This window comes from Sphingobacterium athyrii (assembly GCF_003071065.1).
In the GTDB taxonomy this organism is placed as follows: Bacteria; Bacteroidota; Bacteroidia; order Sphingobacteriales; family Sphingobacteriaceae; genus Sphingobacterium; species Sphingobacterium athyrii.
Map to the genome: position 1 here is coordinate 173,739 of NZ_QCXX01000010.1, position 24,561 is coordinate 198,299.

The following is a 24,561-nucleotide window of genomic DNA, read 5'->3' on the forward strand; positions in this document are numbered from 1 at the left end:
TTTAAACAAAGGGTGGGATGTAGTGAAGGGGTAATATGGTGGCAAAAAGGTTAGGTGCGGCTTCTTGGTAAAACCATTGGTTTTAGGATTGTAATGGCTGTTTTTGATAGATAGAACGAATGTGCTGAGGGGGTGTAACGCTAACATACCCCTATTTTTTTTAATTCTGTGTATTTTATTTATTTAATTCGGGAAATTGTTCATTCAGCTCGGCAAGCATGGTGTTTAATACTCTACGGATACGTACAGCTGCATGAAATTCAGCACTTTTGTCCATCCTTGTCAGGCTATGGGCAGAAAGTAAGGTGCCCTCCCTCGTTTTGATGAGTTTGGAAAACTCCTCGGCAACTTCTTTTTTCTCAGACGAGCGCATGATATTAGCCTTGACAGCGATGTGCATCCAGATCTTGAGCTCCTTGCCATTGAAATTGCTATGGATAAATCGTTGTGAATGATCATGCAATGTTGAATGCGGTTGCGTATTTTCGGCCTGAATGTACTCGCACATCAACTCAAGCAAACTCCTTCGATTGCTGTCATACGCAAAGTTGGGAATGCAGGAGAAATGTTTTGGAAAGCGTAATAGCGCATCCATAAATGAGGGATCTGAAATGTACAGCTCTTTCCAGCGGTTAAAGAATCCCATGTGGTTAAAATTGAAATTGACCATCACTACTAAAAACCGGTAATGCCAGTTCTTACCTTGGCGCTTGTCTTGTGCCAACTGCCGTAGCGATTCGACCAATTGGATCAGATAATCTTGATGTCGGTATTGAATATAAGGGATCTTGCCATTTTCAAATAGACTGTCCATGGCTGAAAGAATTTCACCAAGATAAACTTGTGGTATGTCTTTTTGAGCAAGACTATCGAGGATATAGGGCATATTGATGTAGACATATGCATACATCCTTTTGCGGTAATGGCTTGGTAAGGATGTAGCAGGATCGATGTCTCTTTTAAATAAAAATTCAATACGTTCGAGCAAGTCTTCCAGCGCTACTAACGCCGTACGGTCTCCGATATTGTTATCCCTACAGAAGCTATCGAGTTTTTGGTGTAGACGAAGTAATTGGGTATGGTATAGACGCACAGCCTGACTGGCGGAGTCGACATTACTGATCTGCCGGAAGGCCTGTAATGACAGCGCAAAATTATCGGAGCAGGCCACTGAAATCTCGTGTAAACGTGCCTGCGCTCCCTTGTTTTCCAAGTGATCCAAAGCTTCGATAAGTAAAGTCAGTGGGTATAGACTTACAATCATTTGTACCTCCTTTTGATATCTTTGTGGTACCACGGCCAGCCATAGACCCCAGGATGCATTTGCAGCAGGAGTGTGTCACCTACATTGGTCTGTTCATGTAACTGTGGGTTGACGTTTATGGACACCGTTTGCTCTTGCCCTTCATGCTTGAACGAAAACCACAATTCATGGATGTCACAACAAGGAGGGCATTTTTGGATGACAATGGCAGGTATGCGTACAGCTTTCGCATTTGGGATATGCTGACAATTGGCCATAATCAGCAGCATACGTATATACCAGATACAGGCAAGGATCATAATCGGAAATTGGATCCCATAAAGTTTGAAAAGGTTTATCTTTCTCCAAGAAAATAGATGTGCTAGCACACAGACGATGAAGGCTATCGGTATGCCTTTTCTTACAGCTGTCCAAAATGGCTGGGAACTGATCAATAGCTGATAGGGGAGGCGATCAAATAATGCTATGCTGCTAACTTGGATACAGGCAAAAAAGATAAAGAAAAGCTGCATCACGCGCTCTTGGTTGCGGATCTCTAAAAAGGGGATAAGCACGACCAGTACACCAATGCTATATACACGTTGGTCATGTGTCCGCGCCCAAAAAAGCCCATATAAGGTAATCAATACAGCAATCGTAATAAATATATAATTGCGGCTAAATGGGAGGACTGTTTTTGTTGTTCTCATGATCTATGGGTTTATAATCAGTGAACTATTACTTTTCAAAAATACCGATAACGACAGGAAATTTTTGCTGAATACCGCCTTAATTTCAACGAAGACCTGTTTTTTACAACGAAGGCTGATTTCTTTACAACGAAAGGTGCATTTTAAACAATAAAGGTTGAAAATTTTCATCCAACAGGGTAATTATTTAGGTTAGAGGGCGGAATGAAAAGGCCTATTTTTGAACTAGAAATATTGTTTAAAAAATAATTGGCTAAATTTATATAGTAAACATTTCTTCGTATAGGGAAATTTTTAACAAGAGTCCTTAAGCAATATCTAGCCATATATGCTTGAAGGAACCTCGGTATGTTGAAAAGTAATTTATAATAAGGTAAACTCTACCCGAATGAGAAAGAGCAAGCAAACTTGATGCGCATGTATGTTTGGATAGAGCTTTGATAAAATAGTATTGGAGTATATGAAAAGTATCGGTCAGGACAAATATCAAGATAATAAAGATTTGACTGTAAATTACCCGGATGTAATCTGGCTATTGATCGCGTCTTTCGTCTTTGGCGGTGTTTGCTGGTATTTGGGTTATCAGGGGGCTTTAGCTGATCGGCTTGCAAACTGGTCAATCATCTCTAGCTATCTATTTTTTGTGCTGATGGTGGCTATCACTTTTCTCTATATACGTTTGGTTATCGTGCTACTGGACAAAAGGCAAAATTGGTTGACCGATCCGGAGAAACGCATCGGTACACAACTGTTTTTTTGTTGTGTATTGCCCACACTATTTTTGTTCTGGATTATCGGTCCAGATGCAATGGCTAAGGATGAATGGCTTTTATTTCCTCTAATGGTCATATTTAGTGGGGTTCTGGTCTTGAATATGTGCTATACAGTGTATTTTTATCTCGCCAATTATCAAAGCCAAAAAAAGCTACTTGTTGAATTGACCGAAGTAAACCATCAGCAGCAATTAAAGATAACAGATCTTGAGGAGCGGATTGATCTGTTATCTCCGGATCTGGAAGAGGTGAGGGAAATCCTGGAAGCTGAGACGGGAGATAGAGATCCTGATTCCATGGATGAAATAGATTTAGTTCTGGTCAAATCCATGGATCCGGAGCAGGAAGTATTCTTGCTCAATAACAAAATCTTGTCCCAGAAGATACTGTATAAAGATTTGGGAATTTTTACTTTTAAAAATAGTATCGTCAGCCTTTATTTAAAAACTGCGATGCACGAAAATCTTACTTGTGGTGAACAGCGTAGCCTAAAGGAAGTCGTAAATAGTACAAAAGGATTCGTACAAAAGATAGATCGGGATAAGGCGATACCGTTTGGTATGATCCAGTCTTGTCATCAACTGAAGCGTGGCAGGTTGCGTATTGTGCTCAAGCTTCCGTTTGAAGGGCGTTATAATTTTGAGGTGTCTGATAAGATTGCTAAGCATATCAAAGAATGGATCATGTTGCAGGTACCAATAGAAAAGGAATGATACAATAAGAGATAAACTTTTAAAGATAGATTATGGAAAAAGCAAAGGATAATACCTGGAAATGCCGTGCTACTGGTAAAGTTGGATTTCCTTCTTTAATTGAAGCCCAATGGGCAATGCTTCATTTTAAGTTCAAATCACGGGTGAGAAACAAATTAGACGGCAGACGTATCAAACACCGGATGGGAAAAGATGCCTGCAAAAGGGCTTATTATTGTAAGTTTTGTAAAGGTTACCATATTACCAAATGGGATAAAGGACACTTTAGCAACTACAAAACTAAGGCGGAGTCTTGGAAGATACCGGATGTATTAGGAAACTGGAATTATTTGATTGAGTAGAATCAGTAGATGGTATTGGTTAACGCTCGCAGCTTCTACTATGGGAAAATTTTTGATTAAGTCTTTGAATACGTGTGTAGTCTAAATTACAGGCGGATAGAATAATCTTATAGCGAATCATTTACGAAAATTATTTTGCTTAATTTTCTTGTTGTGTTTCAGGAAATTATATCTTATTTTAGCTCTATATTTAATTTATTTTTTATGAAAAGAAAATTACTCTCAATTGCAGCAGCATTATGTTTTATTGCTGGAGCAAAAGCACAAACTTCTTATGGTTTTAAAGCAGGGGCAAACTTTGCGAACGTGAAAGAATCTCTTAATGGGCTTTCTTATACCTCCGACGCGGCAACGTCATTTTATGTGACAGGTTATGCGGATTTGCCATTGGCAAACAATTTTAGTATTCAGCCCGGGATTTCTTTACAAGGTAAAGGGCGTAAAATTTCGGTTGAGAAGTTGGCTGAGATCATCGGGGTAAGTGGAGCGACAGGGAATATCAAACAAGATTTTATGTACATTGAGGTACCTGTGAATTTTGTATATTCTATTCCGACGGGAAATGCCGGTAATGTCTTTTTGGGGGCCGGACCTTATGCGGGAATTGGAATTCATGTGAAAGAAAAAAGAGAGAATATGAGCGGACTCGACGAGCTTGGTGGTAATGGAACGGACAGTGGAAGCTTTAGTGATGCGGGTTTGAAAACTTTTGATGCTGGAGCAAACCTTTTAGCTGGATTTAAATTTACTAATGGTTTCTTGATTAATGCTGGTTATAGTCTAGGGCTAACGAATATAATGAAGGATTCTGGTGATAGTTCAGCTAAAAACCGCGTGTTTTCAGTAGGTATCGGTTATCAGTTATAATATTAAGGCAAGACAATAAAAAAGGGCTTTTCTTACGAAAGGCCTTTTTCGTTTATTGTCGACATATTTTAGCCATACTTCTTCCTCACATTCATGACAGCTAGACCTTATTCTCATTTCAACCGTTACTTCCGATCTTCGCAAGCTGCATCTACCAGTAAACATGTTTTCTTCTTTGGGCAATAGAGCTATTACTGCTATACAATTCAGTAAACTCGGGAACAGAGCATATCTATGGGTTAATATCGAGAAGTCTATCCCTTACAAGTAAACATGCTCCGATGACGCCTGCCTTTTCTTGCAGTTGCGATAGCTTGATTTTCGTGTCTGTACTTACGAGATTTAATGAATATTTATTGATTGCACTCTTTATTGGAAGTAAGATATAATCATTAGTTTGTGCTAAGGGGCCGCCTAGAACGATTAATTCCGGATTATAAAGATTTATTAGAATAGCTATCGCTCTGCCTAGCTTTTCACCGATTTTCGCTAGTAATTCAATCGCGAGTACGTCATCAGCATGAATGGCTGAAATGATGTGGCTTAAATTAATATTGTCTATCGGGACGGTCTGCGTTAAGGTTGTGGCATAGCCTTCGTTTACTTTCTGTATAAAAAGATCTTTTAAGGCACGCCCAGAAGCTTCGGTTTCCAAACAACCTTTTTTGCCACAATGACAGATGATTTCGTTGTCGAACATCGGGATATGGCCAAACTCGCCCGCGAATCCAGATTGGCCGTAATAAATCTGTCCATTTATTAGGGTGCCCATCCCAATGCCATAATCAAGATTAAGAAAAAGCACATTTTTTTCATGTTTAACCACCCCCGACATAAACTCTCCATAAGCCATTGCACGTGAATCGTTCTCGATAAAGGTTTTTATCTTTAAGGTTTCTTCCAGGTATTTGCTGAGCGGTGTCTCGCTGAAATAAAAGAAACTATAACTATATCCTGTTTTGTAGTTGATCCTCCCACTTAGGTTCAAGCCGAGGGCTAAGATCTTTTCCTTTGGAACGGCAGATTTTTTTATAAAATCCTTAATGATTTTACAGAGATCGTCTAATGACGCTTGATTATTGGCCAACTTATAGGGAAGATTCTCAGCAATAGATACAACATTTTTGTTGAGATCGATAAGCCCTATGTTCACATGGCTATGCTTGACATCGACACCCACAAAAAATCCTGAGGTGGGAAGTAACCCGTAGATATTTGGTTTTCGTCCACTAACGCTGGTCGATTTTCCGTAATCTTTCACTAGTCCTTCCTCTATCAATTCATTGATTACATTCGTGATCTTGGGCACGCTAAGTTTGAGTTCCTTGCTTAACTCTGCGATGGTGCTATTGCCATATACAGATAGGATCACAATAATATTCTTCTTGATAGAGTTGTTTTTATAAGCTACCCCAGAAATATTCTCGTCTTCAATATGCTCAAAAAATGTCATTGGATATAAATTGTAAGAAACAAATCTAACAAATTTAAATGGAGATATTTAATGTTATGTGTATTTAAGGTTACTATAATGTTATATATTTTTATAAAGGCTTTATTTATTAAATATTTTTAATAAATGTCTTTTATTATTAAATTTTATTTTTAATTTAGCATTGTCTTCTGCCGAGTACGCCTTATAACCCGGTTCAGAAGGTCGCAAAAAAGCCAACTAATAATTATGGATAAGCAGAATCGTAGAAAATTTTTAAAACAATCGTTTCGTACCGGACTTGCCGGAGTGGGAAGCTCGATTCTGTTGCAGCGTTGCGGTATAGAAGATGGGGCTGATTTGGAAAAAATCCCCACGATCAATACAGAGATTCGAGATACTTACTTGGTAAATTCCAACGATGCTCTTCCAATAACGGCAACTTTTCTTGATGAAATATCGCATGATATTCCACATCAGAATTGGGGCGAGCTGGAATGGGACCTAGATTTCAGGCATATGAAAAAAATGGGGATAAATACCGTTATTTTGATCCGATCTGGCTATCGCAAATTCATTACTTATCCTTCGGATTATTTACTTGCCCAAGGCTGCTATAAACCTAGCACTGATTTGCTTGATATGTTTTTACGTTTGGCGGACAAATATAACATGTTGTTTTATTTTGGCCTGTATGATTCTGGTGCATATTGGGATACAGGGGATTTATATAAAGAGGTAGAACACAACAAGTACGTGGTAGATGAGGTGTGGTCAAAATATGGGGTAAAGCATAAAAGCTTCGCCGGTTGGTATATCAGTGGCGAGATCAGTAGAAAAACCAAAGGGTCCATCCGCGCATTCCGCGATTTGGGGAGCATGTGTAAATCAATATCAGGTGGTTTACCGACCTTTATCTCTCCTTGGATTGATGGCAAAAAAGCCGTAATGTCAGCTTCAGCAGGTCTTTCCAAGTCAGATACCGTCAGCGTTAGGCAACATGAAGAAGATTGGTCGGAGATATTTGATGGTATACAGGGCGTTATCGATGCCTGCGCATTTCAGGATGGGCATATCGATTACAATGAACTCGATGCTTTTTTTACAGTAAATAAGCAACTTGCGGATCGTTATGGCATCGCCTGTTGGACAAATGCCGAAACATTCGATCGTGATATGCCTATTAAGTTTATGCCAATAAAATTCGATAAGTTGCGCTTGAAGTTGGAGGCAGCCAAGCGGGCCAACTACGAAAAAGCGATTACCTTTGAGTTCTCCCACTTTATGAGTCCGCAATCTGCTTATCGTCAGGCGGCAAATCTTTACGACCGCTATATGCAATTCTTTAACCGTTGATAACAATAAATACCAAGATACCTAATGAATAATATCATCGATATGAACAATAACCAAATAAACTTAAATTATATCGGCTTCCTCTCGGTCGTGGCAGCTATAGGCGGATTTCTATTCGGATACGATACAGCGGTTATATCTGGAACCATCGCACAGGTAACGACACAATATGGCTTGGATAACGTTTCTCAGGGATGGTACGTAGGCTGCGCATTGGTAGGTTCCATACTGGGTGTTACCTGCGGAGGCTACCTTGGTGATCGTTTTGGTCGTCGTAAAATGTTGTTTATCAGTGCTGTTCTATTTTCTGTTTCGGCAGTTTACTGTATGCTTTCTTCTGATTTTCAACAGCTTATTTATGCACGTATCATCGGAGGGATAGGTATTGGGGTGGTTTCGATCATATCACCTATGTATATTTCAGAGCTTGCCGTACCCCAATATCGAGGCAGGTTGGTGTCTCTCTATCAACTGGCGGTTACGATCGGGTTTCTGGGTGCTTATATCGTGAACTATTTACTTATGCAATATGCGATTGGTGATGCACAAAATTTACAAGGTGAATGGCTTCGGCTCATATTCTATCAGGAAGTATGGCGTGGCATGCTTGGGATATCTGGATTGCCGGCTGTTTTTTTCTTCCTCATTATCTTCTTCATTCCGGAAAGTCCACGTTGGCTGGTCATGCATGGTCGATCAGCAAAGGCGCAAGATATCTTCCGGCGAATTTATGGCTCAGACAGCGCTGCTAGGACAGAGCTCAATAAAATTCAGGATGCGAGTTCTGCAGAAAAAAAAGTCGATTGGAAACTGTTGGCTCAGCCTGGCGTGCGTAAGGCTGTGTGGATCGGCGCAGCAATAGCTCTTTTGGGGCAGTTCATGGGGGTAAATGCTGTGCTTTATTACGGACCGACAATTTTTGAGAGTAGTGGTATTTCTGGCGGTGACTCCCTTTTCTATCAGGTGATCGTTGGATTGGTCAATGTCTTGACGACCGTACTGGCTGTTTTTATCATTGATAAAATAGGGCGCAAGAAGCTGGTATACCTAGGCGTTTCTGGCATGATCGCTTTTCTTTTGCTTATTGGTATATATTTCTTTTGGGGCAAAGTCCTTGGGCTCCCAAGTTTGTTCATGTTAAGCTGTTTTTTAGCTTATGTATTTTGTTGTGCCATTTCTATATCAGCGGTAATCTGGGTATTGCTTTCAGAAATGTATCCAAATTCCATTCGTGGGTTGGCCATGTCCATAGCGGGTCTATCCTTATGGCTGGGTACTTACCTGGTCGGGCAGCTTACCCCTTGGCTATTGGATAATTTAAGTCCGGGTGGAACCTTTTTCCTTTTCGCAGCAATGTGCGTGCCCTATATGCTCATCGTGTGGAAACTCGTGCCGGAAACAACAGGCAGATCCTTGGAAGATATTGAACGACATTGGATTCATTAACCTGCTTATTGTAAATGAAAATATAAAGAATAATTAGATTATAGATGGATTTTAAAAAACTTACTGAACAGTACAAATCGGAACTGTTAGAGAACGTATTGCCCTTTTGGTTGGAAAATTCGTTGGATAGGAAATATGGTGGATATTACAGTTGCTTGGACAGGAAAGGGCAGGTTTTTGACACCGATAAGTTTATCTGGTTGCAAGCGCGTGAGGTTTATATGTTTGCAAGCATGTATAACAAGACGGAGAAAAAGCAGGAGTGGCTTGAGGCAGCAGAACATGGCGCCGCCTTTTTGCTGGAGCATGGACATGATGGTAACTACAATTGGTACTTTGCAATAGATCGTGTAGGTAACCCGCTCGTAGAGCCGTACAACATTTTTTCCTATACGTTTGCGACCATCGCATTTGGACAACTTCACTTGGCAACAGGCAACCCACGTTATGCTGAAGTAGCGAAGGAAACCTTTAGGCTGATCCGTTCGAAGCTTGATAATCCCAAAGGAAAGTGGAACAAAGCGGTCCCTGGCAGCCGTAGTCTCAAGAATTTTGCCCTTCCCATGATCCTCTGTAACCTGGCCTTGGAAATTGAACACCTGCTTTCAGCGGAGCTGTTGGATGGCTTTATTGATAACTGTTTGCATGAAGTGATGGCGGTTTTTTACAGACCGGAACTCGGTGGTATTGTTGTAGAAAATGTAACCTTGGAAGGGCAGTTGTCGGATACCTTTGATGGACGCTTAATCAATCCTGGGCATGCGATCGAAGCAATGTGGTTTATCATGGATCTCGGCAAACGCCTAAAACGCGACGACCTGATTCAGAAGGCCGTAGAGATAACGCTCAATATGGTCGAATATGGATGGGATCAGCAACATGGTGGAATTTTCTATTTTATGGATCGGTCGGGCAATCCCCCGCAACAGTTGGAATGGGATCAAAAGCTATGGTGGGTGCATATTGAAACCTTGATTTCGCTTATTAAAGGATATCAATTGACCGGATCGCCGGAATGTCTAGCTTGGTTTGAACGTGTGCACGATTATACATGGGCGCATTTTAAAGATACAGAATATCCAGAATGGTTCGGGTACCTAAACCGAAAGGGGGAAGTGTTATTACCTCTTAAAGGGGGGAAATGGAAAGGATGTTTTCATGTGCCGCGGGGCCTTTATCAGTGCTGGAAAGTACTCGAAGATATTGCCTGTAAAGATTTGTTTGTTCAAGTTGTTTAGGTTGGGGCTGGCCATTGCCTTAGGTCGGCCCCCTCTAAACGTTAATTTGCCTATTATGATAAAGTCAGTTTTGTTACTTTCGTTAAAACTTTCGCTCTTTTGCTATATTCCTTTATGCGCTTTTGCACAAGGAGCTAAAAAACAACCTTTAGCCTTATCGTTGGAAAAAGCGGTACTGGAAGATAAAATAAAGGGCGGATGGGCGGGACAAACAATAGGCGTAACCTATGGTTGGCCTACAGAATTCCGCTATCAAGGTACGTTCATTCAGGATTACGAACGTATTCACTGGGAAGATGATTACGTAAATCGCGCTATGCGCGAGTTTCCTGGATTATATGATGATGTGTATGTGGATCTTACCTTTATGGAAGTACTGCATCGATTGGGGCTAGATGCTCCGGTGGATTCCCTTGCGCAGGCTTTCGCAAAGAAAGAGTATGAACTTTGGCATGCCAACCAGGTAGCACGATATAATCTTAATAACGGCATTCCACCAGATAAATCCGGGCATTGGCTAAACAATCCGCATGCAGACGATATCGATTTTCAGATCGAAGCTGATTTTGCAGGCCTGATCAACCCGGCTATGCCGCAGGCTGTTACGGGTATCTGCGAAAAAACGGGAAAAATTATCGCCTCTGGTGATGGGTATTACGGCGGGCTCTTCGTTGCACATCTATATGCCCAAGCATTTCGAGTGAATGAAGTGAAGCCCCTGATCGAAGAGGCGCTGCAGGTGTTGCCGCCGCAAAGTAAATTCTACCAATGTATACGTGATGTTTTGGCATGGCACGCTCAGGAGCCGTTCGATTGGAAAGAGACTTGGTGGCAGATCCAGAAGAAATGGTCGGAAGATCACGGCTGTCCAAACTTTGTTTTCGACCCGCTGAATATCGATGCAAAGTTGAATGCAGCTTATGTTGTCATGGCATTACTGTACGGTAACGGCGATTTTTTTCAGACCATGAATATTGCAACCAGGGCGGGTCAAGATTCAGACTGCAATCCTGCGACAGCCTGTGGGATACTCGGTACCATGTTGGGGTATAGTCACATACCGCATACTTGGATGGGACCATTAAAGAAAGCAGAAGGTGTGCCCTTTAGTTATAGTAGCTATTCCCTCAATGATATATATCGTGTCAATATGGAACTTGCACTAGCAAGCATCGTTAAGGCAGGTGGTGTGGTGGGCAAAAATCGCGTAACCATACCCTACCAAAAAACAGTGCAAGTACCTTTCGAAGAAAACTTCGCCGGCCATTACCCAAAAGAGCGTGTAAAGGTTGCGAAATCTTTTCCCGAAAGCTATCAATTTAATTTCGAGGGTTGCGGTGTGGTGGTCAGTGGACACTTGCAAAAAGCGGATAATACGGTGAGCGATAAGGCGGTACAAGTGGGTTTGTATATCGATGATCAATTAGTAGAAACGGCAAGTCTTTTTTCCAATGCGAATATGCGCCGTCCGGAATTATGTTGGAGGTATCAAATGCCCGATAAAAAGCATCGGGTAGAGATAAAACTATTGACGGAAGAACCCGGGTATCAGCTCTACGTCACTGACTACTTGGTGTATGCATCTCATCCGCGAACGCTAATCCCATACCATCATGATTAAAATGACACTTTTGTTTACGGCGTTACTGTCGATGATCTGCCTATCAACAGCATGTTTTGCAAGGGGATTGGAAGTGCAGGGACAGGTGCGACAGGTCGAAGGCCAGCCGGTAGCAAAAGTGGCCGTTACTGATGGATATAAAATCGTCTTTTCTGACCATCGGGGACACTATCGTATCATTCCTTCACCTTTGGCCCGTTTTGTCTATATCACGGTTCCTGCTGGCTTTGAGATGTCCGCAAAAAATAACGGGGGTAATTTTTTTATCCCATTGCCCAAAGCGGGGACAACAGATGCTTTCAATTTCGTTTTGGAACCTATAGGAATTGATTCAACGCATGCATTTTTCGTATTGGGCGATCCGCAGGTATATAATGCTGCTGATGTGCAACGTTGTGAGCTGTTTGCAGCGGATATAAAAAACTACAAGGATAGCGCTTTGCGCAATATTCCCGTGCATGGAATGGTGGTGGGCGATATGGTGGGTGATAGGCCAGACCTCTTTGTTGGAGTGAAACAGGCATTTGAATTGGCAAATATGAGCTATTTCTTTAGCAAAGGTAACCATGATCTGCTTACAGACCAACGTTCAAATACCACGGCAAGTATGTTATACGAAGAAAATTTTGGCCCACGTTACTATGCATTTGATCGCGGTTCCATGCATTACATTGTGCTCGACGATGTTTTCTATTTGGGGCGCAGGGGCGAGTATGTAGGGTATATCTGTGAAGAACAGTTTCGTTGGCTCAGGCTGGATCTTCAAAAAGTGCCCAAAGGTAGTACGATCGTCATGATGTTCCATATTCCGACGGCTAGTAAGGATTTTCGAAAAATAGAGCGCAAGCAACAAGTCGTTAATGCTCAACATTTGTATACGATGTTGAAGGACTATAAGGTGCATATATTGTCTGGACATACTCATTTACACGACCATTTTCAGCCTGCGCCCCGTATTTTGGAGCATAACCAAGCCTCGATTTCGGGCATCTTTTGGCAAGAGAAAAATTCCTGTGCGGATGGAACTCCAGTTGGTTATTCCGTTTATGTGGCTAAAGGCGACAGCCTCACTTGGAGATATAAATCCCTCGGCTTGCCGGACAACATCCAATGCAGGGCATATGGTCTAGGAGAAAATCCAGAACGCCCCAATGAGCTCACAGCATTGGTATGGAATTATGATAATGCCTGGCGAGTCTCCTGGTATGAAGACGGTGTTTATGTGGGGGAAATGCAGCAGTTCACTGGACATGATCCGCAGACAAGAAAGAAAATCGTCGAAAATAAAGATAAATACGCTTACGATTGGATTTGGACGACAACAACAGACCATTTGTTTGCAGCGAAACCACTGAATCCAGATTCAGAAATGATGGTTTTGGTGGAGGATAGATTTGGAATTAAATACAAAACATATGTTCAACAGAAAAAAGATAGATAGCTTGTTCATGATGGCCCTGGTGATCCTTTTGTGCATCACATCCCCATCAATCCTGCTGGCTCAAACACCGTCGATTTCGCTTAGCAATTACACAATCCCACTGAATAGCAGGGGAGCTTATGTCGCATCCGTTAACGGTCCGTTGCCGCTGAGCCAGCTGCGGATGAAGATTGTCGGTGATACGGCAAAGCTTTTTACTTTGGGCAAAAACGGAAAAATTTATCTCCGGAAGTCAAAGCTGGTGTCCGCAAATGATGGTATCCGCGCGTATGGAATAACGGTAGAATTTGACAAAAAAAGGTACGAAGTGGAACTGGTGAAGGATGAATTCCTGCGCAACAAAGTAATCGCACATCGTGGGGCATGGCGTGCAGAAGGTGTCATGCAGAACTCCATCCGTTCTTTTCAACAAGCCGTCGCCCTAGGTTGTGCCGGTTCTGAGTTTGATGTATGGTTGTCTAAGGACCGACAGGTTGTGCTGTCTCATGATCCACATATCGGCGGTCTCGCTGTAGAAGAATCTACAGCACAAGAGCTTTATACATCAACGCTGAAAGGGGGCGATCCTGTACCCACGCTAATCGAATTCATCAAGCTGGCAAAACAGCAGAACAAAACGAAAATGATCCTGGAGATAAAGTCTTCGCCAACGGGTAGAAGCCTGGAGCTTGCGGATTCGGTTTTAGCTGTCGTGCACCGCCTTAAAGCACAGGGCTATATCGAATATATTAGTTTTGATTATGCTGTACTCTGCCATATCGTTAAACGTGATCCGAGTGCTCGCACGGCTTATCTATACGGGAACAAGACTGTCGGCGAACTTAAAGTAGATGGGCTCGCCGGACTCGATTATGATTTCTACCAGTATAGGAAGGACCCTACATTGATTAAGCGCGCAAAGGAAGCAGGACTATGGACCAATGTGTGGACAGTCAATACCGTAAACGAGCTGCGCAAGTTTCTCGATAGCGAAGTAGACTGGATTACCACTGACGAACCCGAGCTACTGTTAAAACTAATCAATGAAAAAAAAACTAAAATTTAGACTATGAATAAGCTGAGAAAACTTTTGCTGTCCTGGATGCTAATCCTTGTCTTGGTACCATTTGCTGTGATTGCACAGGAAGGTATATCCCTTACGTTAATTCCACCGACGACGATTACTAATCAGGTTGATCTCGACATCCGTGCTGGTTTAAGAAATGAGGAAGGAATGGCTAAAATTGTAGAACTATCTGTTTATTTAGGGAAGGAACGGCCCGAAAACCTGTTGTATTATTCAAAGAAGGAAGTAATGCCCCAAACAGCGTACGAAATCAAGCATATCCTCCCGACAAAAAATTTGGTGGGAAATCAAAAGATTACCCTTGTGGTCAAGGACGGTAATAAAAAATATCGAAAAGTTCGCGATATAGAAGTTATCGCTTCCCAACAACGTTCCACTGGGCTTATTGATGGCGCATGGGCAGGCATTTATCATTGGAGTGAAACTGAAGGTAAGCACTGGAATAATGATATCAAACAAATGACCGAAGAGCAGTGGCGTGAAATGGTGCGCGCCATGCACAAATTAAAAATGGATATTGTTGTTGTTCAGGAAGTCTTTCGAAATGAAGAATATGTTGGCAAGCATGAGACGACGGTAGATTCCTATAAAGGCAAGGCATTTTATCCATCTGTACTGTATCCGGAGCGGGTTCCGATCACAGCAACAGATCCCGTGGAGGCCATTTTAGATGAGGCCGATAAGCAAGGTATGCATATTTTTGTCGGTGTGGGGATGTTTGCTTGGTTCGATTTTACCAAAGAATCGCTGCTTTGGCATAAGAAAGTGGCCAAAGAGCTGTGGGACAAATATGGACATCATCCATCGTTCTATGGTTTCTATGTTTCGGAAGAAAGTGGTGGTAACTTAGATAATTGGGAGCATAGCGAAGTGATGCGAATGCAGCGCAAAAAAGAGATTGTTGACTTCTTTCGTGAATTCAAAGCCTACTGCAACCAAATTGCACCTGCTAAACCCGTCATGCTGGCCACTAATAGCATGCAGGTACCCGTGGGGCTAGATGCTTATCCAGCACTGCTACAGAATCTGGATATTCTTTGCCCCTTTGGCTTCGCTCGGATGCCCGAAGGTGACCTGACGGGCAAAGAGGCTGCCGATCTATTGCAGTCGCTATGCAATCAAGCGGGAGCTCATCTTTGGTTTGATTTGGAAACTTTTTTGTTTAATGAAGATCAATCGCTTTATCCGCGGCCCGTGGAGGAAATTGTCCGTGACCTTAATCTTTTTCAAAACTTTGAAAAAATACTTTGTTATCAATTTCCGGGTGTATTTAACGATCCTAAAATGTCGATCCGAATTGGTGAAGAGCGTACAATAGATCTCTTTAAGGCATATCAGCACTATCTGGAAAAAACAACGAAAGAGCGACTATCAAAAGACAGGCGATCCAGTAAGTAAGGGGTAGCGCAGCAGCATTGTTAATTTCAGATGAAGTTTTTTTAAAGGAATTTATTTGACATATTTTATATTTTAAAATATTTTAATATTGTACCGTTTTATAGATATTTTTATTAAAAATATAGGGTACAATTACAACTACTAACCACAAACTTTTATGAAACCATTTAAACAAAAGAAATCAAGCAGAAAGGGGCGGAGACGTAATCTTACGTTCTCTCATTCCTTGTTTGCGCTGTGTCTCGTTTCTTGTACTCTCACAAGATCCTATGCACAACAGTCACGACTTGAAGGTGTCGTTCGCAATGCCACAAACAGGCAACCAATAGAAGCGGCGAGCATACGCGAAACAGCAATGAAGCTCAATGCAGCGACAGACGTACTGGGCCGCTTTTCGCTACCAGTCGATGGAAATAAGGTCCGCCTGTTGCTTACGGCGATTGGGTACGTCTCAAAGGACACTGTAGTCACAGTGGGTAATGGGCCCATTGAGTTTCTGCTGAAAGAAGATAATACCCAATTGGATGAGGTTATCATTGTGGGCTATGGGCAAATGAAAAAAGCAAGTGTTACAGGAGCCATTGCACAGATTAGCGGCGATGAATTAAAAACAGCGCCGACGGCCAATCTTTCTTCGATGCTACAGGGACGTCTACCGGGATTGGTGACCCGCCAAAGCAGCGGCCAACCGGGATCCGATGGCGCTTCGCTCATGGTGCGCGGCTATAGTACATTGGGAAACAACTCACCACTGATTATCGTGGATGGTATAGAACGTGACTTTCCGCAGATCAATCCCGATGAGGTAGAAGCGATCACGGTTTTAAAGGATGCGTCGGCGGCCATATATGGTGTAAGGGGTGCTAACGGCGTAATCCTAGTAACAACAAAAAAAGGAAAGCAACAGAAACCTACCCTACATTACAAGGGATCTTATGCGCTAAGTAAAAATACCGCTTTTCCCGAGTTTTTAAATGCTGCGGATTATGTAAAATATTACAATAAAGCACAGGAACTCGATGGTGTTGCTGAAGCGTCGCGTCGTTTCAATGCAGATGAGATTGAACGCATCACCAATGGTGACCCACAAGGGATATTTGGGAATACGGATTGGTTCGGTATGCTTTTTAAAAGCAGCGCTCCAACTGTGACCAATAACTTGACTCTCAATGGTGGTTCAGACCGGTACCGTTATTTTGTATCTGCAGGTGCTTTTAATCAAGATGGTATCATCGATCGTACATCCTACGACCGGTATAACGGGCGTATAAATTTCGATGCAGATATCTTTGATAACTTCAAACTTTCACTAAATGTTGCTTATCGGGATGACATCCGTAAGGAACCGGGATTATCTGCTGGTCTGGGCAATAGTTATGCCTCAGTGTTTGCACAAGCCATGATGTCCTATCCGTTTTTACCTGCTTACAACGCCGCTGGCATTCCTGTCGGAAGCCTGAATCCAGGAAATGGTAATCAGAATCCATTGGCTGCAAGAGATTTATCCGGCGAAAACTCAACACGGTCCAACCGTTTCCAAAGTAATCTTTCCCTTGAGTATGAAGTGCCCGGTGTGTCTGGCCTTCGGCTGAAAGTAAATGGCGCCTTTGATAAAGGGTATACGATGCGTAAAGCCTATCTGTTGCCTTATCAATTGGATGTATACAACAATGCTACCCGGCAATATACATTAGCTTTTGCACGGCATGCAAATGGTGGGGTAGCAAATTTAAACCAATGGTTTACTGACTCATGGCAAAAGACGATCCAACCATCAATAAGCTATACCAATAAGTTTGGAGCACATTCGGTCAATGCGCTATTTCTCTACGAATATTTGCGCACAGATAATAGCTCGTTATCTGGCGGGCGACGTGGCTATCCGATCACAGACATTATGGACTTGAACTTCGGTGAGGAAGTTATTGATAATCTGGTGAAAGGAGGGCATGGGATGTTCAGTAGAGCCGGCTATTCGTTCCGTTTCAACTACGACTACGCAGATAAATACTTGTTGGAAGTGTTGGGACGTTATGATGGCTCGCCAATGCTCCCCGCCCATACACGCTGGGATATCTTTCCTGCCGTATCTGCCGCTTGGAGAATCTCCAAAGAACCTTTTTTCCAAGAAGCATTTGATATGGTGGACGATTTAAAAATCCGTGGATCGATTGGTAGGCTCGGAAACGACAGGATTGGAGACTATCAATTCTTACGGACGATGAGTCTCGGTGCTGATCCCGTGGTCCTGATCGGAAATACGTTAGGTAAGCCTCTTAATGTTAGTACGTTCCCTAATTTTGATATAAAATGGGAAACAACCACGACCTATAATGCTGGTCTGGAAGCTACCTTATGGAAAGGCCTTCTTGGCGTGGAAGCCGATGTATTTTATAGGGTCACCAAAGATATCTTGCAGAATCCATCTAGTTTAAATCCACCATCATTTGGCGGATATTTTCCCAGCTTTGTCAACTCGGGTATAGTAGATAGCCGGGGCTTTGAGCTTATTTTATCGCATCGGAACAATATCGGTGATTTTAATTACAACGTACGTGGAAATGTAAGTTTTGCACGTAGTAAAGTAATCGAAACAACCGAAGATGCCAATGTACCCGATTATCTTCGTCGTGCCGGAAGACCTATCGGTCTGAAATATGGTTTCGTAGCAGACGGATTTTTTCAAAGTGAAGAGGAAATTGAGCGCAGTGCACTTTTTGGCCCTACCCGCGTTGGAGAGATTAAACTGAAAGATCTTAACGGTGATGGTCGTATCACGTTCGATCAGGATTGGACGGTAATTGGTAAGGGTGATTTGCCAGAAATGATGTTCGGGCTCAATTTGGGAGGCTCTTATAAAGGTTTTGATTTCAACGCTTTCTTTCAGGGAGCAGCACGTTCTGATGTCGCTTTGTCAGGTCTTTATACCAATTCAGGAATCTATGATAATACCTTCTATACGATGCCTTTTTATCAGGATGGGAATTCGCCAAAATATTTAGTGGAGAATGCCTGGACACCGGAGAACACAAATGCGAAATATCCTCGTTTGAGTACGCAGTCGGCACAGAGCGGCGGCAAATTCTCATCTTTCTGGATAAAAGACGGCGCTTATCTACGTCTGAAAACAGCGCAGATCGGTTATACGTTGCCCGCATCTTGGTTGAATAAAGCCAAAATTCAACAAGTACGCTGTTTTGTTTCGGGTAGCAACCTGGTTACATGGAGCAGTTTGCCCTATCTGGATCCCGAAATGCCGAGTGTGAATCAAGGCTATTATCCGCAACAGCGTGTTTATGAATTTGGCTTATCTCTTACCTTTTAATTTTTTAATTAGTACAACGATGAAATTGATATATAAATATAGCATATTGGCCTTAACCGCCATGCTGAGTTTTCAAAGCTGTTCGATAGAACCGGAACTTACCGATGTATACGATGAACGGGTGGCCTGGAGCGGTGAAGCCAATGTAGAGCTTTCTCTAAACAAGTTTTATCCATTGATAGGGCAATCCTATTATTCTGCACATGTCAATCAGGATGCCTACGCTGACTTGCTAAAGAAGAATACTCCGAATGATGAGGTCAATCTTTTGATCTTAGGTTCATCTACGATTACACCGGGAGCTAATCCACTCGACAACTGGTCTTGGGGATACACCTGGATCCGACATTGTAATGAATTTTTGGATGGGTTGAAAACAAAGGGTACGGGATTGCCCACAGAATTTTATCAACGGGTAGAGGGGGAGGTTTTGTTTTTCAGGGCTTACGTGTATTTTGAATTGGCAAAGCGATATGGGGCTAGCGTAATTTTGTATGATGGCCTGAATGATGGGGTCGGACGCTCACTCAGCATGCCAGATGAGGTGTGGGATTTTATTGCTGCGGATCTGGACAAAGCTGCAGCGCAGCTGCCCGCGATTGTTCCGGCTGCAAAAAGGGGAAAGATAACCAAGGGGGCAGCCTTAGGTCTTAAAGCGCGTGCGATGCTCTATGCAAGACGTTGGAAAGCCAGTTCTGATGCAGTAACCGCCTTGCAGGCACTTAACCTGTATGATCTTTATCCTGATTACAAAGCTTTATTTAACCAACGCCGGAGCGAGGGAACTGAAAATAAAGAGAGCATTTTGGAGTTCGGTTTCTTGGCACCTAATTTTACTTACTCTTTTGACTATTTCTTTTGCCCGCCGTTGGATGGTGGATATGCCCAGATTAGCCCCACAGAAAATTTGGTAAAAGAATACCAGATGGCAGACGGAACAGACTTTACTTGGAACAACCCTGTACATGCAGCCAATCCGTACCAAGGGAGAGAACCTCGTTTCTATGCGTCAATACTTTACAATGGTGCTCCATGGAAAGGGCGTATCTTGGAAACCGTAGTGGGATCGAAAGAAGGATATGCCGTGGGCGGTGGAACGACCTCAACCGGTTACTATATGCGTAAATTCTTTGATGAAAGACTGACAGATCTCGGAAGAGGCGAATTGACTTTTTATTTCATGCGGTACGCAGAAGTGCTCTTGATCCAAGCCGAGGCCATGGCCGAGCAGGGACAATTGTCGGCAGGACTGGAAGCTTTGAACAAAGTGCGCCGTCGCGCTGGCTTTACAAGGGATCTCGCGGCGACAAATACAGGGCAGTTGTTGAACCTAATTCGCCGAGAACGGATGGTGGAGCTGGCATTTGAAGGACACCGTTTTTGGGATCTTCGCCGATGGGGACTGGCACCGAGTGTATTGAACGGTACACATGCTACAGGTGTTAAAATTACCAAAGCGGCCAACGGAGACTTGACTTATGAATTGGTGGATGCCGATAATGGACGCAGTCGTGTTTATCCAGAAAAATACAATCGCTTCCCTATTCCGATAGCGGAACTGCAACGAAATCCAAATATAGAGCAATTTAATGAGTGGAAATAAACCAAGATACGGACCGATGAAAAATTATCTAAAATATACACTGCTGGTGTTGTCCAGCCTCAGTTTGCTATCCTGCCAAAAAGTGGAATTGCATAAAGATGTTGAATTTAATCGTGGATTGTTAAATTTCATGTTGGCTATTCCAGGGCAGACTACCGAGTACATGGCTAAAACCACTGGACCTTATGCTGATGGGGATACCATCTATGTCGAAGTACCGACAACGGCGGAAGAGCCTATTGATATCTCAAAGTTAAAAGCTACAGCTAGCTTGGAAAATAATGCACGCATGGAGCCGGCGCTGACAGGTGTGATGGACTTTACCTATCCGCTTGAAGTACGAGTAATTGATGGTGATGGAAATAGCAAGCGCCATATTATCAAGGCTGTGCCGACCCTTCCACGCACTGTATTCAAGAAACGCTGGTTCTATACTGCTGACAAAATGGGGATACTTCGCACCAATATCTCTGGAATGACAGTGGTAAAAGACCAACTATTGGTTGCCGATTTTTCAGGAGGCAGCCTTGGGGAAACAGTAGGGGTGCGGGTGTACAATGCCAGCGACGGCACCTATGTGAAGACTATCCCTGCGCCAACAACATTCTGTATGCAGGTGAGCGCAGATGACGCGGATCATTTTGTGATCAACCGATACAATATCTATTCGGCAGGATTGATGTTGTATTACTACGAAAATGTGGATAGTGAACCCAAGCTTATCCTGAACTATACAGCTGCGGATGGAGCTCCAGCTGAGCTGGGACGTAAAATTTCTGTCATCGGTAATTTAAAACAGGGCAAAGCTTATATTTATGCAACAGCGCCAGCGGTCAATAATCAGATTTATTATTGGGAGTTTAACAACGGTGTGGTCGTGAATTCAAGCCCAACGGTAATTCGCTATGCTGCGGCAGATCCATGGACATTTGCAGCGGTACAGCGTAAATCTTTGGATGCCAATTCAGATCACTACCTGACATACTGTAACTACGTGGCTTCAGATGCCAACCGGGAAAAAGGAAGCCGCTTTGTTAAATTTACACCAACAATGGATGTCGTTCAAATGGCTCCATCGAGCCATTATTATAAGATCTTAGACTTCGAAGTATTTAATGTAGAAGGAAATCAGTTCATGGCTGTTCTTACGCAAGGTTTTTTCGCTTGGGATGCAACACACATTAAGGTCTATGATATTACAGACCCGGACAAAATGATATTGCTGGAAGATTCTCCATTTTATCGCGATTTTATGCTATTCGAATCGGATGCCTATGGTGGTACAAACTACAACCGCTACGGTGACATCGATGTACGCGTGGTGGGTAAAAAGATTTCGATCTTCGCTACCATGGCAACAAATGATAAAGCGTATGCCGGAGTGATGGCCTACGACATGAGTTATAACAGGTAAATTACATAAAGTAACAAAACTCGACACTTTACCCTCAAGGATAACGTGTCGAGTCTTTTTTTAAGATGGAAAAAATAATAGCAATTTTATTCTTTGTTTTGGGATGCGTTTGCAATTGCCTTTCACAGGATAAAGCAGGGCGACAGCTCCCCGCAAACACAGCAAGTGTTACCTATGTCGGACGCACGGTTACCAATGCATGCGGGGAGGTGACGTTTGATTGGGTTGGAACTTATTTTGAGTTTACGTTGGCCGGACAATCTGTAGCTATGCGCGCTTCGGATACAGGGGAAAGTTATTACAATGTTTTCGTTGATGGTAGACTAGAGAAGACTTTTCTGATCCATAGCAAGGATACCGTGATTACGATCGTTTCAAACCTAAAAGGCAACAGGGCACATCACATACGTGTACAAAAACGCTCGGAAGGCGAGTTCGGTTGCACGACGATAAAAGGTTTTATGCTTGGCAATAAGTCTTCACTCGATGGTGCTTTGCCTCGACCAAGTCGATTTATAGAATTCATCGGCGACTCTTTTACGGTAGGATATGGCGCGGATGGAACGAACAGAGAGCAGGACTTTAGTGTGGAAACTGAAAATGCGGATAAGACCTACGCCTGTATACTGGCGCGGTACTTTCAAACAGACTACGCCCTGATTGCACATTCGGGACGTGGTGCAGCTAGAAACTATGGCGATTCGTTAACCAGTTCCCGATACACCATGAAGGATGCTATGTTGAATACCTTGAATAGCGATTCATCCACACGCTATAAATTTGATCAGTACAAACCTGATTTAGTTATTATCAATCTGGGATCAAACGATTTTTCTACGCAACCAATTCCTTCGCAAATAACATTTGAAAAAGCGTATCTCCGCATCATTCGACAGTTGCGTGATGCATATGGTCCCGAGGTGAAAATTTTATGTGTCGTATCTCGGTTAGCGGATCCGGTTGAAAGCTACATTGCCGAAATTGTAGAACGTGCTGGAGACATCAATCTGCACCATACAGCATCCTTAAAAAATGTTATGAACAATGATTCGGACATGGGAGCTGCTTGGCACCCTGGCGTACGTGGGCAGCAGAAGATGGCTACTTTTTTGGTGCCTTACGTCGCTACAGTAATGGACTGGTCGCTGGAAGACCGCGTTATAAAATAAAGTGATTATGAAAATGTACAAACTTACATCCTATTGGCATAGATTATTATATCTAGTGCTGATCGTTGGTGTCCTCCCCAGCTGTGGTACAACAGCACCAGACCCACTAATAATTCCTACACCCGAACTGCCCAATGGTTCCGAAAAGGAATCATTTATTGAAACACCTGCACTAAAAAAAATAAAGGGCAACTCCATACAGATTGATCCGGAGATACTTTACCAACAACAGATCTCCCCGGAGATGCTGGTTGCTGATCTTCGTATGGCCAATGTACGATCGGTACATTTTTTTATAGTTGGTAACTGGGATGGCAGTAAGAATGACCAATTGTTGAAGCCTGCGTATTTGCAGGCTCTTAAAGCAGAAAAAATTGCTGTTTGGTTTATGCTGCTCGGGAATTGTATCTATGGCAATTCTGATCTGCCCAGCGACTGGCAAATGGAGTTCCTTAAACCTTATCCAAATCCCGGTATCAAGTTTTATTCTTTCCACAGACCGGAGTTTGTCGATTGGCAAGTAAATCGCGTGAAGCGAATCTTGCAAAATTATGAGGTGGATGGGATCGAATTTGCGGAAAGTTACTTTCCCGAATGGAAAACATTGAATGGAAATGGTTTTTATGGTGATGTGAGCGCGTTTGCGCGAAAGAAGTTTACCGAGAAATATATAGGAGCTGGATTAGCTACCGTTTCTTTTGATTATATCGTAAAGAATCCGGCTATTTATAGCAAGTGGATGGATTTTAGAGCAGAAGCAATTTTGTCCTTTAACAAGCAGATAAAGAAGGCCATTAAAGAGGTTAATGCCGATGTCCTTTACGCGATATGGGGGATGGGCATCAGACAAGGCACCATTGCTGAAATTCGGGAACACTTTGGCTTAGATATGCCTGCACTTGCCAAAGAAGTGCAGCCGGATGTTATGGTTTTGCAAACTGCAGCTCAGGATTGGCTGGATCCAAAACTTCCTTACAACTATCTACAGGATTATGCCCCTTTTGCTAAGGCCATACAGGCAGCCAACCCAAAGGTTGCATTGAGTATCCAGGCAGATATCGTCTCCTTGAGCTATAGCAATCCGTCTGTAGAAAAGCGATACCCAATTTGGTGGTTGTCGTTTTTTGATTTAGCTCTGCAATCGGGGTACTATAGCAATGTGGCTTACGAATACGCCTTTTCAAAAAAAGAAGGTATCTGGCCAACAAATAATATCGACAATCCGGTGTCAAGAAAACTCTATAGGGACCCTTCGCTGCAATCAGCTGTGATTAGCGATGCCATCGCACCATTAGCACTAATAAAAGAGCTGGATGCGCACTGGAAAATGGTCTATACGGAGAAAGGGTTAGGCTGGTTCTATATCAATTAATTATATTTTATACTAAAATTTTGCCTAAATATC

At 42.7% G+C, this 24,561-nt stretch carries 18 protein-coding genes; 15 read left to right on the plus strand and 3 right to left on the minus strand.

All coding sequences use genetic code 11. The features are described from left to right. Positions 1-175: 175 nt before the first annotated feature. Both DCO56_RS27000 and DCO56_RS27005 read right to left on the minus strand, forming a co-directional pair. On the minus strand, positions 176-1,264 hold the full coding sequence (locus DCO56_RS27000; protein WP_108636791.1) for a hypothetical protein: 1,089 nt from the start codon (positions 1,262-1,264) through the stop codon (positions 176-178). Further along, positions 1,261-1,953 carry a hypothetical protein gene (locus DCO56_RS27005; RefSeq protein ID WP_108636792.1) on the minus strand — a complete coding sequence of 231 codons (693 nt, stop codon included), beginning with the start codon at positions 1,951-1,953 and terminating at the stop codon, positions 1,261-1,263. Before DCO56_RS27005 ends, DCO56_RS27000 begins: the two co-directional genes overlap by 4 nt. A 460-nt stretch (positions 1,954-2,413) precedes the next feature. On the opposite strand from DCO56_RS27005, the gene DCO56_RS27010 reads away from it, so the two are divergent. From DCO56_RS27010 to DCO56_RS27020, 3 genes are all read left to right on the plus strand, one after another. Next, positions 2,414-3,439 carry an MFS transporter gene (locus DCO56_RS27010; RefSeq protein WP_108636793.1) on the plus strand — a complete coding sequence of 342 codons (1,026 nt, stop codon included), beginning with the start codon at positions 2,414-2,416 and terminating at the stop codon, positions 3,437-3,439. Between the two features lie 32 nt (positions 3,440-3,471). Then, complete coding sequence (locus tag DCO56_RS27015; RefSeq protein ID WP_108636794.1) at positions 3,472-3,780, plus strand: hypothetical protein; 309 nt, start codon at positions 3,472-3,474, stop codon at positions 3,778-3,780. A gap of 204 nt (positions 3,781-3,984) precedes the next feature. Further along, positions 3,985-4,647 carry a porin family protein gene (locus DCO56_RS27020; RefSeq protein WP_108636795.1) on the plus strand — a complete coding sequence of 221 codons (663 nt, stop codon included), beginning with the start codon at positions 3,985-3,987 and terminating at the stop codon, positions 4,645-4,647. A gap of 232 nt (positions 4,648-4,879) precedes the next feature. Here the strand turns inward: DCO56_RS27020 and DCO56_RS27025 are convergent, their stop codons facing one another. Further along, positions 4,880-6,100, minus strand: coding sequence for an ROK family transcriptional regulator (locus DCO56_RS27025; protein WP_108636796.1), 1,221 nt, complete (start codon positions 6,098-6,100; stop codon positions 4,880-4,882). Positions 6,101-6,328: 228 nt separating this feature from the next. Between DCO56_RS27025 and DCO56_RS27030 the strand changes: the two genes are divergently transcribed. From DCO56_RS27030 to DCO56_RS27085, 12 genes are all read left to right on the plus strand, one after another. Beyond that, the gene (locus DCO56_RS27030; RefSeq protein ID WP_108636797.1) at positions 6,329-7,435 is read left to right on the plus strand and encodes a DUF4434 domain-containing protein; all 1,107 of its coding nucleotides are present in this window, start codon (positions 6,329-6,331) and stop codon (positions 7,433-7,435) included. A 42-nt stretch (positions 7,436-7,477) separates the two neighbouring features. Next, positions 7,478-8,881: a sugar porter family MFS transporter gene (locus DCO56_RS27035; RefSeq protein ID WP_108636896.1), complete on the plus strand. Its 1,404-nt coding sequence runs from the start codon at positions 7,478-7,480 to the stop codon at positions 8,879-8,881. Positions 8,882-8,925: 44 nt separating this feature from the next. Then, positions 8,926-10,119 (plus strand): n-acyl-d-glucosamine 2-epimerase, encoded by a 1,194-nt coding sequence (locus DCO56_RS27040; protein WP_108636798.1) that lies wholly within the window; start codon positions 8,926-8,928, stop codon positions 10,117-10,119. Positions 10,120-10,174: 55 nt separating this feature from the next. After that, complete coding sequence (locus tag DCO56_RS27045) at positions 10,175-11,740, plus strand: ADP-ribosylglycohydrolase family protein (RefSeq protein WP_108636799.1); 1,566 nt, start codon at positions 10,175-10,177, stop codon at positions 11,738-11,740. Further along, a complete protein-coding gene (locus DCO56_RS27050; RefSeq protein WP_108636800.1) occupies positions 11,733-13,181 on the plus strand; it encodes a calcineurin-like phosphoesterase C-terminal domain-containing protein in 1,449 nt (482 codons plus the stop codon). The genes DCO56_RS27045 and DCO56_RS27050 overlap by 8 nt, the downstream gene beginning before the upstream one ends. Beyond that, positions 13,156-14,226, plus strand: a complete 1,071-nt coding sequence (locus DCO56_RS27055; protein WP_108636801.1) for a glycerophosphodiester phosphodiesterase — start codon at positions 13,156-13,158, stop codon at positions 14,224-14,226. Before DCO56_RS27050 ends, DCO56_RS27055 begins: the two co-directional genes overlap by 26 nt. A 3-nt stretch (positions 14,227-14,229) precedes the next feature. After that, positions 14,230-15,645, plus strand: a complete 1,416-nt coding sequence (locus DCO56_RS27060; RefSeq protein WP_108636802.1) for a DUF4434 domain-containing protein — start codon at positions 14,230-14,232, stop codon at positions 15,643-15,645. Between the two features lie 157 nt (positions 15,646-15,802). After that, entirely contained in the window at positions 15,803-18,970 is a 3,168-nt protein-coding gene (locus DCO56_RS27065) for a SusC/RagA family TonB-linked outer membrane protein (protein WP_108636803.1), read from the plus strand. A 19-nt stretch (positions 18,971-18,989) separates the two neighbouring features. After that, the gene (locus DCO56_RS27070) at positions 18,990-20,573 is read left to right on the plus strand and encodes a RagB/SusD family nutrient uptake outer membrane protein (protein WP_108636897.1); all 1,584 of its coding nucleotides are present in this window, start codon (positions 18,990-18,992) and stop codon (positions 20,571-20,573) included. Between the two features lie 16 nt (positions 20,574-20,589). Next, positions 20,590-21,987: a DUF5018 domain-containing protein gene (locus tag DCO56_RS27075; RefSeq protein WP_146191147.1), complete on the plus strand. Its 1,398-nt coding sequence runs from the start codon at positions 20,590-20,592 to the stop codon at positions 21,985-21,987. A gap of 65 nt (positions 21,988-22,052) precedes the next feature. Next, positions 22,053-23,156, plus strand: a complete 1,104-nt coding sequence (locus DCO56_RS27080; RefSeq protein ID WP_108636805.1) for an SGNH/GDSL hydrolase family protein — start codon at positions 22,053-22,055, stop codon at positions 23,154-23,156. Positions 23,157-23,163: 7 nt separating this feature from the next. Next, entirely contained in the window at positions 23,164-24,528 is a 1,365-nt protein-coding gene (locus DCO56_RS27085; protein WP_146191148.1) for a hypothetical protein, read from the plus strand. Positions 24,529-24,561 lie beyond the last annotated feature (33 nt).

Bases quoted from the DNA above. Each gene is read 5' to 3' on its own strand.
- DCO56_RS27000 (WP_108636791.1), bottom strand. From the start codon at position 1,264: ATGATTGTAAGTCTATACCCACTGACTTTACTTATCGAAGCTTTGGAT.
- DCO56_RS27005 (WP_108636792.1), bottom strand. From the start codon at position 1,953: ATGAGAACAACAAAAACAGTCCTCCCATTTAGCCGCAATTATATATTT.
- DCO56_RS27010 (WP_108636793.1), top strand. From the start codon at position 2,414: ATGAAAAGTATCGGTCAGGACAAATATCAAGATAATAAAGATTTGACT.
- DCO56_RS27015 (WP_108636794.1), top strand. From the start codon at position 3,472: ATGGAAAAAGCAAAGGATAATACCTGGAAATGCCGTGCTACTGGTAAA.
- DCO56_RS27020 (WP_108636795.1), top strand. From the start codon at position 3,985: ATGAAAAGAAAATTACTCTCAATTGCAGCAGCATTATGTTTTATTGCT.
- DCO56_RS27025 (WP_108636796.1), bottom strand. From the start codon at position 6,100: ATGACATTTTTTGAGCATATTGAAGACGAGAATATTTCTGGGGTAGCT.
- DCO56_RS27030 (WP_108636797.1), top strand. From the start codon at position 6,329: ATGGATAAGCAGAATCGTAGAAAATTTTTAAAACAATCGTTTCGTACC.
- DCO56_RS27035 (WP_108636896.1), top strand. From the start codon at position 7,478: ATGAACAATAACCAAATAAACTTAAATTATATCGGCTTCCTCTCGGTC.
- DCO56_RS27040 (WP_108636798.1), top strand. From the start codon at position 8,926: ATGGATTTTAAAAAACTTACTGAACAGTACAAATCGGAACTGTTAGAG.
- DCO56_RS27045 (WP_108636799.1), top strand. From the start codon at position 10,175: ATGATAAAGTCAGTTTTGTTACTTTCGTTAAAACTTTCGCTCTTTTGC.
- DCO56_RS27050 (WP_108636800.1), top strand. From the start codon at position 11,733: ATGATTAAAATGACACTTTTGTTTACGGCGTTACTGTCGATGATCTGC.
- DCO56_RS27055 (WP_108636801.1), top strand. From the start codon at position 13,156: ATGTTCAACAGAAAAAAGATAGATAGCTTGTTCATGATGGCCCTGGTG.
- DCO56_RS27060 (WP_108636802.1), top strand. From the start codon at position 14,230: ATGAATAAGCTGAGAAAACTTTTGCTGTCCTGGATGCTAATCCTTGTC.
- DCO56_RS27065 (WP_108636803.1), top strand. From the start codon at position 15,803: ATGAAACCATTTAAACAAAAGAAATCAAGCAGAAAGGGGCGGAGACGT.
- DCO56_RS27070 (WP_108636897.1), top strand. From the start codon at position 18,990: ATGAAATTGATATATAAATATAGCATATTGGCCTTAACCGCCATGCTG.
- DCO56_RS27075 (WP_146191147.1), top strand. From the start codon at position 20,590: ATGAAAAATTATCTAAAATATACACTGCTGGTGTTGTCCAGCCTCAGT.
- DCO56_RS27080 (WP_108636805.1), top strand. From the start codon at position 22,053: ATGGAAAAAATAATAGCAATTTTATTCTTTGTTTTGGGATGCGTTTGC.
- DCO56_RS27085 (WP_146191148.1), top strand. From the start codon at position 23,164: ATGAAAATGTACAAACTTACATCCTATTGGCATAGATTATTATATCTA.